Genomic DNA, 17,103 nt, shown 5'->3' with positions numbered 1-17,103 from the left:
TTCATTCTCTCCCCGATTGAATGATCAATTGCATAATTTTTTCCTGAGATGCCTGTTCGGCAGTGAGTTCACCCACGAACTCCCCTTCATTCATCACGTAGATGTGGTCACACATGCCTAATAGCTCTGGCATTTCAGAAGAGATGATGACGATGCCTTTTCCTTGCTCTGCGAGGTGATTAATCAGTGTGTATATTTCATATTTTGCGCCCACATCGATGCCCCGAGTGGGTTCATCGAGGATTAGGACTTCTGGATCGGCAAACAACCATTTGGCAAGCACTACTTTTTGCTGATTACCACCCGATAAGTTATCGGTATGCTGGCTGAGTGATGAGCAGCGAATGTTCATCTTATTCTTGTAGTCATTGCCAAGCATGGTTTCTTGCGCGTTATTAATGACCGTATGATTTGAGATAGCCGACAAATTTGCCAAAGGAATATTGTGCAAAATGCTGTCGATTAACACCAGACCATAGTCCTTCCGGTCTTCGGTCACGTAGGCTAAACCTGCTTCAATGGCTTTTTCTATGGTATTGAGCTTGACTGGTTTGCCATGTAATTTTAATTCGCCCGATATTTTTTGCCCATAAGAGTGACCAAAAATACTGCGGGCTAATTCGGTTCGACCAGCTCCCATTAGTCCAGCGATACCAACCACCTGTCCACGTTTTACCGCAAAATCAATGTTATGAATGATTCGCCGTTCACTGTGTAGTGGGTGATAAACTTCCCAGTTATTCACGCTGAGAATTTCTTCACTAATGGTGGCTTTACGGTGTGGATAACGGTCTTGTAATTCGCGGCCAACCATATCGCGAATAATGTCATCTTCACTGATCTGCTGGGTGCGACAATCCATGGTGCTCACCGCTCCGCCATCGCGGATCACCGTAATTTTGTCGGCGACTTTGGCCACTTCATTCAATTTGTGGGAAATCAGGATTGAAGCAATGCCTTGGCGTTTAAACTCTAACAGTAATTCGAGCAGGGCATCACTATCGGTTTCGTTTAAGCTGGCGGTTGGCTCGTCTAAGATAAGTACTTCCACGTCTTTGGAAAGTGCCTTGGCAATTTCAACCAATTGTTGTTTGCCCACGCCTAAATTCTGAATTTTTGTCTGCGGATTTTCATTGCCTAAGCCAACTTTGGCCAAGACTTTTTGGGTTTTAAGGAAGGTTTGTGGCCAATCGATGACACCTTTGTCTTCGATTTCGTTCCCTAAAAATACATTTTCGGCAATCGATAACATCGGAACCAAGGCGAGCTCTTGGTGAATGATGATGATGCCTTTGTGTTCACTATCTGAAATGGTATTAAATTGTTGTTTTTGGCCCCGATAAACAATCTCACCATCAAAACTACTATGTGGATATACGCCACTGAGAACTTTCATCAGCGTGGATTTACCCGCGCCATTTTCGCCCACTAGTGCGTGAATTTCAGCATTGTCTAAACTGAGGCTGACGTTGTTTAGCGCTTTTACACCAGGGAAGGTTTTGGTGATATTGCGCATTTCTAAAATGGTATTCATAGTTCCCTCAGGAAAATCAAGGATCGAATAAGCGAGACCTTTTGACACATGGATCAAAAGGTCTCAAATCGACACTACAGCTGGTCTTTACTGTAGTAGCCACTACCAATAAGTATTTCTTCCCAGTTTGATTTATCTACTGGAACTGGTTTGAGTAGGAAGGAAGGGACAACTTTATAGCCATTGTCATAGGTTTTAGTGTCGTTGATTTGTGGCTCGGAGCCACTTAACAACGCTTCAACCATGCCAACTGTAACCTTGGCAAGTTCACGGGTATCTTTGAAAATAGTAGAGCCCTGCTCGTTGGCAATAATTGATTTAATTGACTGCAGTTCAGCGTCTTGTCCGGTGACATAAGGCATTTTTAAGTCGCCACTACCGTAACCAACCCCTTTCAATGAAGATAAGATCCCAATACTGATGCCATCGTAGGGAGACAAGACAGCATCAATAGGTTCGTCGGTGTAGTAGGCACTGAGTAGGTTATCCATCCGTGCTTGTGCGGTTGCACCATCCCAACGTAAGGTTGACACTTTTTCCATGCCAGTTTGACCACTACGGATCACTAACTTACCGCTATCAAGGTAAGGCTGTAGTACAGAGATTGCGCCGTTATAGAAGAAGTAGGCATTGTTATCATCGGGGGAACCGCCAAATAACTCAATATTAAAAGGTCCAGCGCCGTTCGCGAGATCGAGCGCTTTTTCGATGGTTTGTGCTTGTAATACGCCGACTTGGAAGTTATCAAAGGTGGCGTAGTAACTCACGTGAGGTGAGCCTTTAATGAGGCGATCGTAAGCTACCACTGGAATATCACTTTCTGCGGCTTGTTCTAGTACCTTCGATAGGGTTGTCCCATCGATAGAGGCAATCACCAGCGCGTCGACACCACGTACTACCATGTTTTCTATTTGCGCCAATTGATTAGGAATATCATCACCGGCATATTGCAATACAACTCTATATCCACTTTTTTCAAATAATGCTTTCATATTATTACCATCACCGATCCAACGGGCCGATGATTTGGTTGGCATCGCAATACCAACGGTTTTCTTTGCGCTAGCGATTGATGGCGCAAGCGCCAACAGGCTCACCATTGCTGCACTTATGAGGGTTTTATAAAGCTTCATTTTTTCGCTCCGTGTAAAATATTTAGCTAATCTTTCACCAAGTTAAGGGTCGAGCTAATTGCGTCTCTCGTTTAACTGGGACAAGTATTCATCATCTTTTAAAAATAAGTCGCTAACAAAACGACAAGTTTGGCATGACAGCGTTCTTATCCATATATTTAGCTGTTATTGACATGTTGCCAGTATGTGAATTGACAAATTTGTACATATTTGCCGTGAAAAAACGTGATTTTTGCTATAAGAAAGGCTTTTCATAGCGATTCTCAATATTTTGACCCATGATTGATAATTTTCTAAGTAACGATAATATCCATGACAATAGCGTTATCGTTTATGGCAGGTTTACCAAGCAACGACCACTATATTGATAATGTAGCAATTATCAGGAGAGTGGCGGGTGGATAAGCAGCGTTATGTGATCGGGCTCGATTTTGGATCAGATTCAGTACGGGCTCTAATTATTGGAACCGACGATGGTCAAGAAGTCGGTACCAGTGTTAGTGAATACCCTCGATGGATGAAAGGTTTATATTCCAAGGCCGAAGTTTCTCAATTTAGACATCATCCTCAGGACTATATCGATGCGATGAGCGCCGCCATTATGCAGGCGCTGGACGGCTGTAGTGCAGACGTTCGAGGTAATATTGTTGGGATTGGTGTTGATAGCACCGGCTCAACTCCCGCACCGATTGATGCGCAGGGGAGAGTATTAGCATTACTCGATGAACATAAAGATAACCCCAATGCAATGTTCATTCTATGGAAAGACCATACCAGTGTAACGAAAGCTGAGTTAATTAATCAGCTTGCTCATGGTGGAGAATTTGAAGATTACACCCGTTATGTGGGAGGTGTTTATTCCAGCGAATGGTTTTGGGCGAAGGCCGCTTGGGTTGCAGAGCAGGATCCCGAACTGGCGAAATCAATTTACGCATGGGTGGAACTTGCCGATTGGGTTCCCGCGCTACTGGCCGATAATTTGGCGCCAGATAGTATCAAAAGGGGGATCTGTGCTGGAGGGCACAAAGCCCTTTGGCATGAGTCTTGGGGCGGCTTGCCTGATCAACAGTTTTTAAGTGCTATTTCTCCGAGCTTAGATGGGATGCGTGAACGCATGTATCAACAGGTGTTCACCGCCGATCAAGTGGCGGGTTATTTGAGCGAACAGTGGGCCGATAAACTCGGTTTACCGGCAGGTATTGCGGTAGCCGTTGGTGAATTTGACTGTCACATGGGCGCGGTCGGGGCTGGCGCGGGCGCTCATGACTTAGTGAAAGTGATGGGGACTTCAACCTGCGATATTTTGATGGTCGATCCGGCCGAGCTGGGCGAGCGTACTATTGAAGGGATCTGTGGTCAGGTATTAGGCAGCGCGATGCCAGAGTTGGTGGCCTTAGAAGCCGGTCAATCGGCTTTTGGTGATTTATATGCCTGGTATAAGCGAGTGCTATTGTGGCCGCTGCAGCAAATTGCCGGCCAAAGTCCCGAAGCGGCGGCAGCCCTCAAACAGCTTGAACAAAGTTTAATTCCGTTGCTTAGCGACCATTGTCAGGCACAAAGCTTAGCCGATCCGGTCGCAATGGATTGGCATAACGGTCGTCGGACCCCCTTCGCTAATCAGCGCCTCACGGGCACAGTGGCTGGGCTGAACTTGGGCTCTAGTGCGCCAATGATCTTTAATAGCTTGGTCGAAGCGACGGCGCACGGTGCCAAGGCGATCATGGACTGTTTTGTGAATCAACAAGTGGAAGTGAAGCGGGTGATTGCGATTGGTGGTATTGCCAAAAAATCGCCTTTAGTCATGCAAACTTGTGCGGATGTGATGAATTGCGAGCTGTTGGTCATGGACAGCGAACAATGTTGCGCCCTTGGCGCTGGTATTTTTGCGGCGGTGGCTGCTGGAGTATATGCCAATACCGCGAGTGCTCAGCAAGCAATGGCTAGTGCGGTTCATTTAACCTATCAACCTAATCCTGAGCGGGTAGCTTTCTATCAACAGCGACATCTGCAATATCGTCAGCTTGGTGAGAGTGTCGAAAGCTTGGTCGCTCAGCAAGGGGAGAAAAATTGATGGCTGATCGAGATAATACCGCGGTGACGCTGGCCCAGCTTCGGGAGCAGGTGTATTTAGCCAATATGGCGCTGCAAACGCACAAGTTGGTGACTTTTACTTGGGGAAATGTTTCCGGTATCGACCGTCAGCGCGGTTTAGTGGTGATTAAGCCCAGTGGCGTGGCCTATGAACAGCTGAGCCCCGAGAATATGGCGGTGGTCAATTTGGCTGGTGAAGTCGTAGAAGGAGAGCTTCGACCTTCCTCTGATACCGCCACTCATCTGGCTCTGTATCAGCAATACCCAGAGATCGCAGGCATCGTACATACCCATTCCCCCTTTGCTTGTGCCTGGGCACAAGCGGGTTTAGCTATCCCTGCACTTGGAACCACTCATGCTGACTATTTCTATGGCGATATCCCATGTACTCGGCCACTCACTCAGTCTGAGATTGACGTCGATTATGAAGCCAATACCGGTTTAGTGATTATCGAAACGCTGGCCGATACTCCGCCACTTGCTATGCCAGGTATCGTGGTGAGCGAACATGGTCCGTTTAGTTGGGGAACCAGTCCCGAGAATGCTGTACATAACGCAGTGGTTTTAGAAGAAGTGGCAAAAATGGCGCTGTATACCCGTCAACTGAATCCGCAGGTCGGCTCACTTAATCAGGGGCTGCTTGATAAACACTATTTACGTAAGCACGGTAAAAATGCCTATTACGGTCAAAAAGGTTCGCGTTAATTAAGGAAATTTTTATATGACTAATTCAACTCTATCACTGTGGTTTGTAACTGGTTCGCAACACTTGTATGGGCCTAAAGTGCTCGAAGAAGTGGCCAATGACAGCAATCAGCTTGTTCAGGGTTTAAATGACAGCGGAGAGATTTCGCTGAATATTGTAGACCAAGGGGTGGTCACCGATGCCGCAGAAATCAGTCGACTGATGCGTCGCGCGAATAGCGATGAAAGCTGTGCTGGGATCATGTTATGGATGCATACTTTTTCTCCCGCCAAGATGTGGATAGCTGGTTTAGGTCAGCTCAATAAGCCGATGCTGCATTTACATACCCAATTTAATGCGAATCTGCCTTGGCAAAGTATTGATATGAACTTTATGAATACTAACCAAAGCGCTCACGGCGGCCGAGAGTTTGGCTTTGTTGTGACCAGAATGAATGTTCCACGTAAAGTGGTGGTTGGGCATTGGCAAGAACCTCGGGTATTGGAAGAAGTCGATCAATGGGCCCGTGCAACTCGTGGTGTGTATGAATCCGAAAGCCTAAAAGTGGCGCGCTTTGGTGACAATATGCGTCAGGTGGCGGTGACGGATGGAAATAAGGTGTCGGCACAAATTAAATTTGGCTACGAAGTCAATGCCTATGGGGTCGGTGACCTTAAAGTTTATGTCGACAAGGTGTCAGACGATGATTGTGCCAGCCTCATCGATGAATATTGTGCTTCATACGTAGTGGATCAAGCTTTATTGAGTGATCCAGAAAGTTACCAGTTACTGGTGAACGAAGCCCGTTTAGAAATTGGTATGGAGCGTTTCCTAAGCGACCATGGTTGTATGGCCTTCACCAACTGCTTTGAAGATCTGCATGGTTTGACTAACTTGCCAGGCCTCGCTACCCAACGTTTGATGGCCAAAGGTTATGGTTATGGCGGTGAAGGTGATTGGAAAACCGCAGCTTTGGTTCGCATTGTGAAGGCAATGACTGAAGGTGAAGCGGGTGGTACCTCCTTTATGGAAGATTATACCTACGACTTCGGTGCGGTTGATCAGGTGCTCGGGGCGCATATGTTAGAGGTTTGTCCAAGTATTAGTGAAAATAAACCCGAACTAATTATTGCTCGCCATACCATTGGCTGTAAGTGTGATATTCCGCGGCTTAAATTCTCGGCGAAGGCTGGACCAGCAATTAACTTGTCGTTAATTGATTTAGGGGATCGCTTCCGTTTAATCGCTAATGCGGTGGATACCGTTGATTTGCCCGAAGACATGCCCAACTTACCCGTTGCGCATGCGCTATGGCAGCCACAACCAAATTTACCGGTTGCCGCTGCGAGTTGGATCCATGCGGGTGGGGCTCACCACTCGGTATATACTCAAGCCCTGAGCATGGAAACAGTGATCGATTATGCACAAATGCATGATATTGAACTGATTATTATTGACAACTCGACCGATGTCCGTTCTTTACAAATGGAGTTACGCCATAACAATCTGCATTATCGTTTGAACTCTTTGGGTTAATCACCCGCGAACAAGGGTTGCTAAGCAACCCTTGTTCATATCTGCGATCCAACAAACACAAACTACTGAGAATCTAATGCTATGATTTCGACAATTGTTTCAAATAAAACCTATTTAAAGCATATGCAAAACGATCCTCTTAAGCCGGGTTATAATTTTGATGCGCATTTAGTCGCTGGTTTAACCCCAATTACAAAAGGTGAAGATTTAGATTTTTGTATCGATCGTCCTCAAGGGATGAAGGGATTTATCATCAACTATACCTGCGAAGGGCAAGGTTCAGTTTTTCAAGGGGATAAGCAATTTGATGTAAGTGCTGGCGATCTGTTGTTATTCCCACCGGGAGTACCCCATTATTATCGTCGACAGGCTGACAGTGATACTTGGAAACATCGCTGGGTCTATTTTCGTCCGCGTGCTTTTTGGCAAGACTGGCTACAGTGGGCACAAATCAAAAATGGTGTTTATTTCTCACCCAAGCCGGGAGTGGAACAGCAAGTTGAACTAGAACATCTATTTCAAGATGTGGAACGTCATTCGAAAACTGGCGATCCCTTCGATGTAGAGTTGTCCTTGAATTTATTAGAGCAGTTGTTACTGCGCTGTAAACAGATGCAACCGGATGTACGTAGCAAGGCTTTAGATCCACGTATCGAAACCGCCATTAATTTTATGACTCGCAATTTAACGCGAGACTTTCAATACCAAGAGATCGCTGAAACAGTCTGTTTATCGAGCTCTCGTCTGGGTCACTTATTCCGTGATGAACTGGGCATGACCATTACTCAATGGCGAGACGATCAACGAATTAGCCGTGCCAAGCAGTTGTTGATCACCAATAACGTGAGTATTAGCCGGATTAGCTTACAGGTGGGTTATAACGATCCTCTGTATTTTTCTCGAGTGTTTAAAAAACTAAATGGGATCAGCCCCAAAGGTTATCGTAAGCAATTTAGCTTGATTTATTAAAGGCTGAGCTCAGTGATGTATGCGAGAGAATGATGAATCATGATGCATCAACGCGCGACTTGCCTTGTATGACCGGGCGTATTATTTACCTCTTTATCCCGACCATTTAAATTAGAAGTGTTTCAATCTCTCGTGCCTGAATTGCCGAAGGTTTCTGATGAATTCGGCATCTTCAGCATCCCTCGCGCTATCGGGTTCAGTGACGTAGCGCTGCCTTAAAGGGCGCTGCGAAAATAAACGCTTGATGGCCCATCAATAACTGATTAAAGCTTCAGCCATCCATCAAAGGTGAGTGTTTAAATCGACTTACTGTTAAACTAATTTTTAATTCGAAATTGGTGAAAAGGAAGATGATGAATCGCTATTGGTGTTTGCTTGGCTTATGTTTTGTGTTTTTAGTTTCCGCAACAGAACAAACCATAGATTGTGAAAAAGCCTATTCGACGCTCGACATTAATTACTGTGCTGGAATCGAATTAGATTTGGCCGAACAGCAAATGCAACGCTATCTTGCGACCAGTTTAAAGCACAATGAGGATGATCCTGAATTGCTTGACGCGATTAAATTGGCGCAGCAAGATTGGCGGAAATACTATAAATCGCACTGTGATTCTGTGTATACCCAGTGGCGGGAGGGATCGATTCGAGGCGTGATGGCACTGTCTTGTAAAACCAAGCTGACCAAACTGCGGACGCATCAGCTATGGGAAAATTTCTTAACTTATATGGATAGCACGCCTCCGGTTTTGCCCGAACCCAAACGGTAATGATTGAAGGTGCTTTCTAGCCAAGCTTTCCATGACATTTTAATGATTTAAGCGATGATGTATTTTGGCCATGTTTGCTCAGATATGCTGCTTATTATCTGTTTTTATTTCCAATAAAACTGAAGGAATGAAATGAGTAAGATTACGATTAGTCATAAATTTGAATTGTTTAGCGAAGAGTGGACGCCTAAGGTGATTGCTCAATCTAACGGACAACTCGTTAAAATTGCGAAAGGTAGTGGCGAACTGGTGTGGCATCAACATCAACACGAGGATGAGCTATTTATGGTTTTTAAAGGCCATCTCACGATTCAGTTGAGAGATAAGGATATTGAGCTCGGTGTAGGGGAGATGTTTGTTGTACCAAAAGGTGTGGAGCATTGCCCTCGTGCAGAGCCAGACACTCATTTCATGATGATAGAGCCTGCCAGTACCGCGCATACCGGGGCCTTAGAAAGCGATATGACAGTGGCATATGCAGATCAAGAATGGATCTAGTCGCAAAGCTTTAATCCGGTCGGTTTCGCCTGAATAAGCTCCCAGTTATTTACACTATAATGATCAATATGTAATAGGCCCTTATGTCGTTATTTCTAATCTCTCAATTATTCGTTGCCGTCGCTATTTGCTTCGACTTTATGTCGTTTCAGTTTCGGGAGAGAGCAAAAATAGTGACATGCTTGTTTTGTGCTGGGATTTTAATCTCTTTGCATTTTGCGCTGCTGGGTCAGTGGACGGCCACCAGTCTCATGGGGATAGCTACGCTCCGATACTTCGTGAGTATTTTTTCAAGCTCGGCTAAGCTTAAATATCTATTTTGTTTCACTTCTGTATTGGCGACGGTGCTGACTTATGCTGGTGTCGCTAGTATGCTGAGTTGCTTAGGCTCGGTCTTTCAAACGGTCGCCGCATTTAACAGCAATGACCAAAGATTAAGGCAGCTGATGATCGTTGGCACCTGTTTTTGGCTGGTCCATAATTATCTGGTCGGTTCACCAACTGCAGTATTAATGGAAGTGCTATTCATCACCAGCAACTTAATCGGCTATTACCGCCATTACTATAGAAAAACTAGTGTGGCATAACAATTACAGAACATTGCGTGGGAAACTGTTGTTTAGTTTTAAGTTTGCTAAAAGCCATCTCTCGTTTTGACCGATTGGAGTAGTTTATGATCCGACCTTTCCAAGTTGATGATATGGACTCAATTCTCAATATTTGGCTTGATGCTTCGCGCATCGCCCATGATTTTGTTGAATCTTCCTTTTGGCACGCTCAACTTGCAACTATGCGGGATGTTTATTTACCGAATTCGGAAGTTTATGTTTACCAGCAGCAATCAAGCGTTGGTGGTTTTTACGCATTGCATGGCAATACGCTGGCAGCTCTCTTTGTAAAGCCATCGTTGCAAGGTCAAGGGATTGGTAAGGCGCTGATCGGTGATGCGAAACGCAAGCGTCATGAGTTGATGTTGACTGTTTATAAAAATAATCATCCCGCTTGTCAGTTTTATTTGCAGCAAGGATTTTCGTTTGTTCAAGAGCAGACGGATATACATACTGGCCACAGCGAATGGTTAATGAATTGCTCGCCGCTTAAAACCGTCTCGGAAATGATTCCCAAGCGATAACCAAACGAACGGAGAGGCGTTTTTAAGTACCAATGAATATTCATCGGAGATAACAACAGTCTTGCGCTGTATAACATTGAATGTTTATCGGCGCATCATGAATGCATTAAACGTGATGTTTCGAGCCGCCGGAGCGACTTGCCTATCGACCGCTAGATGAGTTAGAAATCGTTCAATATCAGCAGCTCCGAGCTTTGCTGGGTGCTGCTTGTGATAAAAATACAAAAAACGTTTTATCCAATGCCAATAGGTTTGCTCGGTGCGAATACTGTAATGGTGCTGATAAATTGTATTTCTAAATCGCAGCTGGAGTCGCAATGGTGTGTTTGACATGATGCGCGAACGTGATGAAGATCATATTTTTTGTGATAGGACGCGCGCTCATTGAATGGGATAGACCGCACGTGCGGCCTACTTAGCGTTAGTTTCCTTCATCAAACAGCTCCCACAAGTCATAGTATTGTTGGCGATCTACGATCTTTTCGCAGTCTTTCTTTAAGTTTTTAATAATTTTGTTTGGTTTGCACTCTTGTGCTTTGTGATCAAAAACTGAAATATTTACTTCTTTTGCTAAACATCGGCGAATAATTTTATCTGTAAAGTCTTTGAGCGTGTATTTGCTCATGCACTTTGGCCATGGACTTAGATCAACTCCAATGTTTTCATCTTGCTCAGCGTGTATATATATCATTATTTTATATTTATCGAAGACGATATCTTCTATTTCAGCAACTGTTAAATTCCAATGCTTATTACTTACATCTATCTCTGCATATTCAACGAATTCCTTATCTTCTGTAAATAAGTTCGTTAGGGCTTTTTCTATTATTTTAGATTGAGTCATGTCATTTAATTCTTGGTACTTTTTTAGTAATTTGTTTGTTTCGTACTTTAAGCGGATTTTTGTTTGGACATAAACTGCCATGATGTTTCTCGCACAAGTGGTTCAAAAGTGGTTGTGGTTCAATTGTGGTTCAGTTGATGCGCAGTGTCAACAGAAAACTAACAAACGACTATGGTGTCAATAAGTTAGATTAAATTATTTTTGCATCCCATAAGGCGCCATCTCGTAGCATTGAGTTTAGGATGGTTACCATCTTTCTTACGCATGCAATGATGGCTACTTTTTTAGGTTTCCCTTCAGCTAAAAGCCTCTGATATGTGCTCTTAAAAATGGGGTTACATTGGATGGCTGACATCATGGCCATGTATAAAACGGTTCTTACTTGAGCTCGTCCCCCTTGAATTTTTATGAGCCCTTTATAGCGGCCACTTTCTCGGTTCATTGGGGCCACTCCGACGAGAGATGAGGCTTGTTTATTGGTTATTAACCCTAACTCTGGAAGGTTACTAATGATAGACGCCGCTGCAATTTTCCCTATTCCTGGCATGCTTTGTAATATCTCATTCTTGGCTTGATACTCAGGGTTACTTTCAATTAGCTTGATAATCTTGCTTTCAATTTTCTCTATCTGATTTTTAAACGCAGTTAAAATAGGTTTAATCGTCAGAATGAGTTGCGAGGGCATAATTTTCATGCGATTTTTTTCCATTGTTTGCATCGAAAGAAGCTGGTTTCTTCGGATGACTAAATCTGCCATGAGTCGCATAGAATCTGGCTTTAGTGTCGTTAAATTGGGCTTTATAGCTTCGGCGTAGTGCGCGATAAGTTTTGCGTCAAGTTTGTCTGTTTTAGCCCTCTGCCCGATAGCGCCTGCAAAACGTCTTACATGAACAGGGTTGGCTATTACATACGGTAGTTTGGCATTGTGACAAGCTATAATAAAAGGCATTTCTAATCGACCTGTAGCTTCAATCACGACTCGTAATGGCGTGTGTTTTTGAATGATTTTTATGGCTTGCTTGATACCTTTATCATCGTTGGAGACAGTGAAGAAAATGTCGAGGGGTCTAATATAAACATCAAGTTGTTCTTTACCTGTATCGACACCGACGTTAATACATTTATTTGTTACTGTATTCATAATAAGCTGACTCTATATTGCGTAATACGGGTTCTAGACCCTGTAGACTATTCGAGTGTGGTGCTTGGAGTTCCACTTAATGCTCACGTTTGTTATCGGCCTTTGAAAGGAGCCTTAAGAATATCGAGCTATTAAATAGAAGCTTAAGTTGCTGCTTAAGCCTGAGTCTCACTTTACTCATATTTCTTAATAATTATCCATACAATAAGAATAGGTGTCGCGTAGCCGCCACCTTATTCGGGTGTTGAACAAGCCCGATGCTCCCTTCTATAGTAAATAACGGTATTGATGTTGGCGGGGCCAAGGCCTTGTTACTTTTTACAAGGCGAGTTTGGCTAAGACTGGGTGAATGGCGTTAAGCCTTTACCTGTCATACATGGTGCTAAGCTGTTAATTTTTGTATGTATTCATCCTCATGTTAAGCCCTGCCATTCTCCTTATATTGTTCGCCTTTCGGCTAGCTCGTTCGACTCACGCCTGTGCAGTGCATAGGGTGTTGGCAGCAAGGGCATGGCCGGGTCGCGCTGTGCTTGTCGGTTTGGAGCGCGGCGAGGTTCACGCGTTGCGGCACTCGCAGGAGTAACTGAATGCGCCGCAATATGTGTTTGGCGTTGCCTCGTAAAAAACCATAATCTCTCACCCGCTGTAATCCCTTGGGCAATACATGCGCCAAGATAAGCCTTAAGAACCTTAAGGTAGGCAAGGTGCGGATTTTGGTGGTGTGGCTTTGGCTATCTAGATACCTAAAACTCACTTGGTCATTATCGGTACTGATGATGTCGTTATCGGATAAGATCCCACGATACAAGTAGCGAGATAAGTACTGTAGCGCGGGCAGCCCAAAACCTACGTTGCGACAATCGACCACCCATTTGGTGGGGATATGCGGGGGCAACTTGATGTTTGGGTGTTGATTGAGCGCATCTAGCATTCTCCCTCGCCATACCTTGGCCAGCGCAAAGGCGTTAAACAAGTACTTCTTGTTGCAGTGATGCCACTGCTGCTTCGCACGGTGATAGCGCCCACCGGCCACCAATACATGTAAGTGGGGATGCAGATTACGCTGGCGGCTATGGGTATGCAGTACGGCGGTAAACCCTAATTCCCCCTGGTTCTGGCGTTTGGCAAAGTCCTTTAACAGGCTTGATACCACCTTGAACATGATTTGGTATAAGGCTTTAGGCTGCACGCGGGCTAAAGCCCTTAGCTCATGAGGCAGGGTGAAGGTCACCATAAAGTAAGTCGTGGGTAGCAGCTTGTGTTGTTGGCGAGTTAACCAGCCAGTGGTGCAATGGTGTTGGCACTGCGGGCAATGCCTATGGCCGCAAGACAGCGTCAATTGGTCTTGATGCGGGCAATGTTCACACTGCCAAAGGCTGTGACCTTGTTGCTCAGTTTTACAACGCAGCATGGCATACATTGCCCGTTTAGCATCCGCCCTTAAAAGCGGTGCAAGCTCGGCCTCATGTTGGTGAAGTAAATCAATAAAGGTGCTCATGGTTACGGCCACATGAGTGTGAGAGAGTCAGTGAGTTTATTCACTGCCTTTACGGCATCTAGTTGCTTCACTTGGGTCAACTGGGTATAACGTGCAGTGGTATTTAAACTGGCGTGTCCCAGTAAGTGTTGCAAGGAGCGTAAATCCAAGCCTTGTTCAAGCAGATGGGTGGCATAACAATGGCGCAGCGAATGCGGGCTAATGGGTTTATGAATACCGCAATCGCGCAATACCCGCTTCAAGGCTTTTTGTACGCCGCCTTTATCCATAGGCACATCCACCTGTTTACCTTGGCGTGGAAACAGCAGACGAGCATGGCGATGGCTTTGCCAATGGTGACGTAAAACCTGAAGGGTGCGATGTGGCATGGGCACGAAGCGGTCTTTACCGCCTTTAGCATCCCGCACATGGATTTGCATGGCCTGACTATCAATATCATGAATGCTTAAGTGTAAGCCCTCGCTCAAGCGCAGCCCCATGGAATACAACACTAAGAAGAAGACTTGATAGCGGGGTTGCGACGTCATGCTAATCACGAAGCCGACTTGCGCAGGGCTTAAGATATCGGGTAAGCGCTTCACTTGAGGAGGCTTCACAATGTTTAACCACTGCCATTGTTTCTCGAGGGTGTAGCGATAAAAAAATTGCAAGCCATTGCGGTCTAGCTTCACGGTGCTCCAAGAATGGCTGCGAATCAGTTGAGCAAAATAGGCCTTTAAATCAGCGGTGCTTAAGGTATCGGGGGAGCGGTCAAAGTGGGCAGAAATCCGACGTACCGCACGCGAGTACGCATCAATGGTGGCTGGTCGTTTCCCTTGTAAGGTTAAATTGGTAAGGTGTTGTTTATATAAAACATGATAACGATGTTGTTGGGTAGGGTTCATGCTGCATACTCCGGTTCATCACGACCGATTGGCCGTGTCACATTGAGTATGAGATATCAGGTGCTATGCACTCTGCCGCAGAGCGGCTTCGTTCAACAAGGGTTTTCAAGTCTGACAAATTACAGTTGGCTTTTTGTTCGTGCCTCACTTATTTTAGCCAACTGCAATTTGCCGCTTAAAACGGCGTTATGTGTCAGTAGCCTGAGAGAGAAATGGTATATTCAAAGACGAAATTGACTCTATTTTGGGTGGCTGGTGGGTTTGTTTCTTCGGTGCTTGGAGTAATTCCAGCAGTGATCTATTGGTCTTATGTCAATCAAGATTGGAAGCTTGATATAGTTGGTGAGATTATGGCAAGTTCAATAATGCTGCCCGTGGGCTGGATTTTCTGTGCCATTATCCCAATGAGTTTTCCTTCTACATTAATGTCATGGGTATCAATTGGAGCTTTTATTTTGGCTTGTAGGAAACAGGAAATTGCTCCTCTTTATCTATCATATGTAGCATTTTTAGTTTTCGGAATATTTTGGCCTATGGCTTTCTGGGCAATGATGAGCGTTTAACAATGTCACATAATCGGGTAGCCAGCCCCCACAACACCCTGCATGCGGCTCCGCACAGGGCGTTTCACTTAGAATAGTGAAGCTTTATCCATCCATCTCGAAGTGAGAACAAGCCTTGGGGAATTATTGAGGGGAATTATTGAGAGGGAATTATTGAGACACCCATTCTAATTTGCTAGTACTGAAAACATTCTTAACCGACTTCAAATGCCACTAGAAAACTGGCCAACATCAAACACAGCATCAAACAAGACACCCACCCAACTAACAAAACGCTTGCAATAGTTTAAACTATCAATAGCCATTTATTTGGGGAGTTATCATTATGTCTCGGCCAAGACGCTCGCAAGTAAGCTTATCGGATACACCTTACTATCATTGTGTTTCGCGTTGTGTTCGACGGGCGTTTTTGTGTGGCGAAGACCAGCAAATCGGCAAAAGCTAAGAGCACCGCCGCCAGTGGGTCGAAGATTATTTGCTTAAGCTCGCAGCGGTGTTTGCCATTGTTGTTTGTGTTATGCAGTCATGAGCAATCAGCATCAAACAAGACACCCACCCAACTAACAAAACGCTTGCAATAGTTTAAACTATCAATAGCTATTTATTTGGGGAATTATCATTATGTCTCGGCCAAGACGCTCGCAAGTAAGCTCATCGGATACACCTTACTATCATTGTGTTTCGCGTTGTGTTCGACGGGCGTTTTTGTGTGGCGAAGACTAGCAAATCGGCAAAAGCTAAGAGCACCGCCGCCAGTGGGTCGAAGATTATTTGCTTAAGCTCGCAGCGGTGTTTGCCATTGTTGTTTGTGTTATGCAGTCATGAGCAATCACAGCCATGTGGTGTTGCATATTGATAAGGCTCAAGCCGAAGCGTGGTTGATAGATAAGGTGCTAGAGCGCTGGCATCGTTTGCATAAAGGCACCTTACTGGCTCAGATGTCCCTTAATCCAGACTTACGCTCAAAGCTCGATGAAGTGCAACTGCAAGCCGTTCACACCATTGCAGAAGTCTATCGCGTTCGATTCTATGACTTGAGCTGGTTTATGCGCTATTTAAATGAACATATTGCTCGAGAAGCAAATAAGGAAGATAAATGTACGGGACGTTTTTGGGAAGGCCGCTTTAAATCCCAAGCGCTACTCGATGAAACAGCGCTTGCGGCTTGCATGGCTTATGTCGACTTAAATCCAATCCGCTCAAATATCGCCGCAACGCCAGAAACCTCAGCCCACACCTGTATCAAATGGCGTATTCGGCAAGCCAAGCAAGGCCAATAGTCCAAAGTTCTGATGCCCTTTGCGGGTCACCCTAATGAAACCATGCCTAAAGGCCTACCCTTTGAACTACAAGATTACCTGCAATTGGTGGCGCTTACAGGTCGAGTCATCAGAAAAGATAAACGCGGTTATATTGATGATGCGCAAACGCCTATTCTGCAACGCTTACAAATTGATGAAGAAAGCTGGTTAGCTTTGAGTACGGGCTTAGAATATCACTTTGCTAGCGTAGTAGGGGCAGGGCAATTACTGCGACATTATAAGCGCCAGCATAATCACAACGGATTAAAGGGATGGGTGCAGCTAAACGCTGGTTTGATGTTGGCTATACATTGATAACCTCATATCATTCTCTCGGAGTCGGTATTTAAGCTTCTCCCTAATCACTGTAGCTATCCGCTTGCACATCGTGGATTTTTACCATAACAACATGAATTAAAACTGCTATTTTAATATCTGCTGTCTTTTGGTTCGTTTTGTTCACCGCTTGGCATGATTTGGAGCGGTGGTTTGTTTTTGGCGAAAGAAATTATAACTTCTTATCATGT

The 17,103-nt window shown here is 44.8% G+C and carries 16 protein-coding genes and 2 pseudogenes; 11 read left to right on the top strand and 7 right to left on the bottom strand.

Annotated elements, in window-relative coordinates; translation table 11 throughout:
* Position 1: 1 nt before the first annotated feature.
* Both mmsA and chvE read right to left on the bottom strand, forming a co-directional pair.
* The gene (gene mmsA / locus ACRRSW_RS15090) at positions 2–1,534 is read right to left on the bottom strand and encodes a multiple monosaccharide ABC transporter ATP-binding protein (RefSeq protein ID WP_432452416.1); all 1,533 of its coding nucleotides are present in this window, start codon (positions 1,532–1,534) and stop codon (positions 2–4) included.
* A 74-nt stretch (positions 1,535–1,608) separates the two neighbouring features.
* Positions 1,609–2,667, bottom strand: coding sequence for a multiple monosaccharide ABC transporter substrate-binding protein (chvE, locus tag ACRRSW_RS15085; protein ID WP_432452417.1), 1,059 nt, complete (start codon positions 2,665–2,667; stop codon positions 1,609–1,611).
* Between the two features lie 397 nt (positions 2,668–3,064).
* Here chvE and ACRRSW_RS15080 point away from each other — a divergent pair, with 397 nt between their 5' ends.
* The 8 genes from ACRRSW_RS15080 (at position 3,065) to ACRRSW_RS15045 (ending at position 10,345) form a co-directional block, all read left to right on the top strand.
* Positions 3,065–4,738, top strand: coding sequence for a ribulokinase (locus tag ACRRSW_RS15080; RefSeq protein ID WP_432459748.1), 1,674 nt, complete (start codon positions 3,065–3,067; stop codon positions 4,736–4,738).
* A complete protein-coding gene (locus ACRRSW_RS15075; protein WP_432452419.1) occupies positions 4,738–5,463 on the top strand; it encodes an L-ribulose-5-phosphate 4-epimerase in 726 nt (241 codons plus the stop codon). The genes ACRRSW_RS15080 and ACRRSW_RS15075 overlap by 1 nt, the downstream gene beginning before the upstream one ends.
* Positions 5,464–5,479: 16 nt before the next feature.
* Complete coding sequence (gene araA / locus ACRRSW_RS15070; protein WP_432459747.1) at positions 5,480–6,979, top strand: L-arabinose isomerase; 1,500 nt, start codon at positions 5,480–5,482, stop codon at positions 6,977–6,979.
* 81 nt (positions 6,980–7,060) lie between these two features.
* Complete coding sequence (gene araC, locus ACRRSW_RS15065) at positions 7,061–7,948, top strand: arabinose operon transcriptional regulator AraC (protein ID WP_432452421.1); 888 nt, start codon at positions 7,061–7,063, stop codon at positions 7,946–7,948.
* 350 nt (positions 7,949–8,298) lie between these two features.
* Positions 8,299–8,715: a lysozyme inhibitor LprI family protein gene (locus ACRRSW_RS15060; RefSeq protein ID WP_432452422.1), complete on the top strand. Its 417-nt coding sequence runs from the start codon at positions 8,299–8,301 to the stop codon at positions 8,713–8,715.
* 132 nt (positions 8,716–8,847) lie between these two features.
* Positions 8,848–9,213 (top strand): cupin domain-containing protein, encoded by a 366-nt coding sequence (locus tag ACRRSW_RS15055; RefSeq protein WP_432452423.1) that lies wholly within the window; start codon positions 8,848–8,850, stop codon positions 9,211–9,213.
* Between the two features lie 83 nt (positions 9,214–9,296).
* The gene (locus ACRRSW_RS15050) at positions 9,297–9,800 is read left to right on the top strand and encodes a YgjV family protein (protein ID WP_432459746.1); all 504 of its coding nucleotides are present in this window, start codon (positions 9,297–9,299) and stop codon (positions 9,798–9,800) included.
* 86 nt (positions 9,801–9,886) lie between these two features.
* Complete coding sequence (locus tag ACRRSW_RS15045) at positions 9,887–10,345, top strand: N-acetyltransferase (RefSeq protein WP_432459745.1); 459 nt, start codon at positions 9,887–9,889, stop codon at positions 10,343–10,345.
* Positions 10,346–10,429: 84 nt separating this feature from the next.
* Here ACRRSW_RS15045 and ACRRSW_RS15040 read toward each other — a convergent pair whose 3' ends face one another.
* From ACRRSW_RS15040 to ACRRSW_RS15020, 5 genes are all read right to left on the bottom strand, one after another.
* A complete protein-coding gene (locus ACRRSW_RS15040; protein WP_432452426.1) occupies positions 10,430–10,678 on the bottom strand; it encodes a phage integrase N-terminal SAM-like domain-containing protein in 249 nt (82 codons plus the stop codon).
* Positions 10,679–10,766: 88 nt separating this feature from the next.
* Positions 10,767–11,270 (bottom strand): hypothetical protein, encoded by a 504-nt coding sequence (locus tag ACRRSW_RS15035; protein WP_432459744.1) that lies wholly within the window; start codon positions 11,268–11,270, stop codon positions 10,767–10,769.
* Positions 11,271–11,379: 109 nt separating this feature from the next.
* The gene (locus ACRRSW_RS15030; protein WP_432459743.1) at positions 11,380–12,330 is read right to left on the bottom strand and encodes an IS110 family transposase; all 951 of its coding nucleotides are present in this window, start codon (positions 12,328–12,330) and stop codon (positions 11,380–11,382) included.
* A 457-nt stretch (positions 12,331–12,787) separates the two neighbouring features.
* On the bottom strand, positions 12,788–13,828 hold the full coding sequence (locus tag ACRRSW_RS15025; RefSeq protein ID WP_432459742.1) for an IS91 family transposase: 1,041 nt from the start codon (positions 13,826–13,828) through the stop codon (positions 12,788–12,790).
* A 2-nt stretch (positions 13,829–13,830) separates the two neighbouring features.
* Complete coding sequence (locus tag ACRRSW_RS15020; protein WP_432459741.1) at positions 13,831–14,712, bottom strand: site-specific integrase; 882 nt, start codon at positions 14,710–14,712, stop codon at positions 13,831–13,833.
* Positions 14,713–14,924: 212 nt separating this feature from the next.
* Between ACRRSW_RS15020 and ACRRSW_RS15015 the strand changes: the two genes are divergently transcribed.
* The 3 genes and pseudogenes from ACRRSW_RS15015 (at position 14,925) to ACRRSW_RS15005 (ending at position 16,926) form a co-directional block, all read left to right on the top strand.
* Entirely contained in the window at positions 14,925–15,275 is a 351-nt protein-coding gene (locus tag ACRRSW_RS15015) for a hypothetical protein (RefSeq protein WP_432459740.1), read from the top strand.
* 325 nt (positions 15,276–15,600) lie between these two features.
* Positions 15,601–15,809: pseudogene (locus tag ACRRSW_RS15010) on the top strand (transposase); the annotation flags it as partial.
* A gap of 192 nt (positions 15,810–16,001) precedes the next feature.
* Positions 16,002–16,926: pseudogene (locus ACRRSW_RS15005) on the top strand (transposase).
* Positions 16,927–17,103: the final 177 nt, after the last annotated feature.

The organism is Agarivorans sp. QJM3NY_25 (genome assembly GCF_050870875.2).
In the GTDB taxonomy this organism is placed as follows: Bacteria; Pseudomonadota; Gammaproteobacteria; order Enterobacterales; family Celerinatantimonadaceae; genus Agarivorans.
This window is presented reverse-complemented; position numbering and strand designations above follow the sequence as displayed.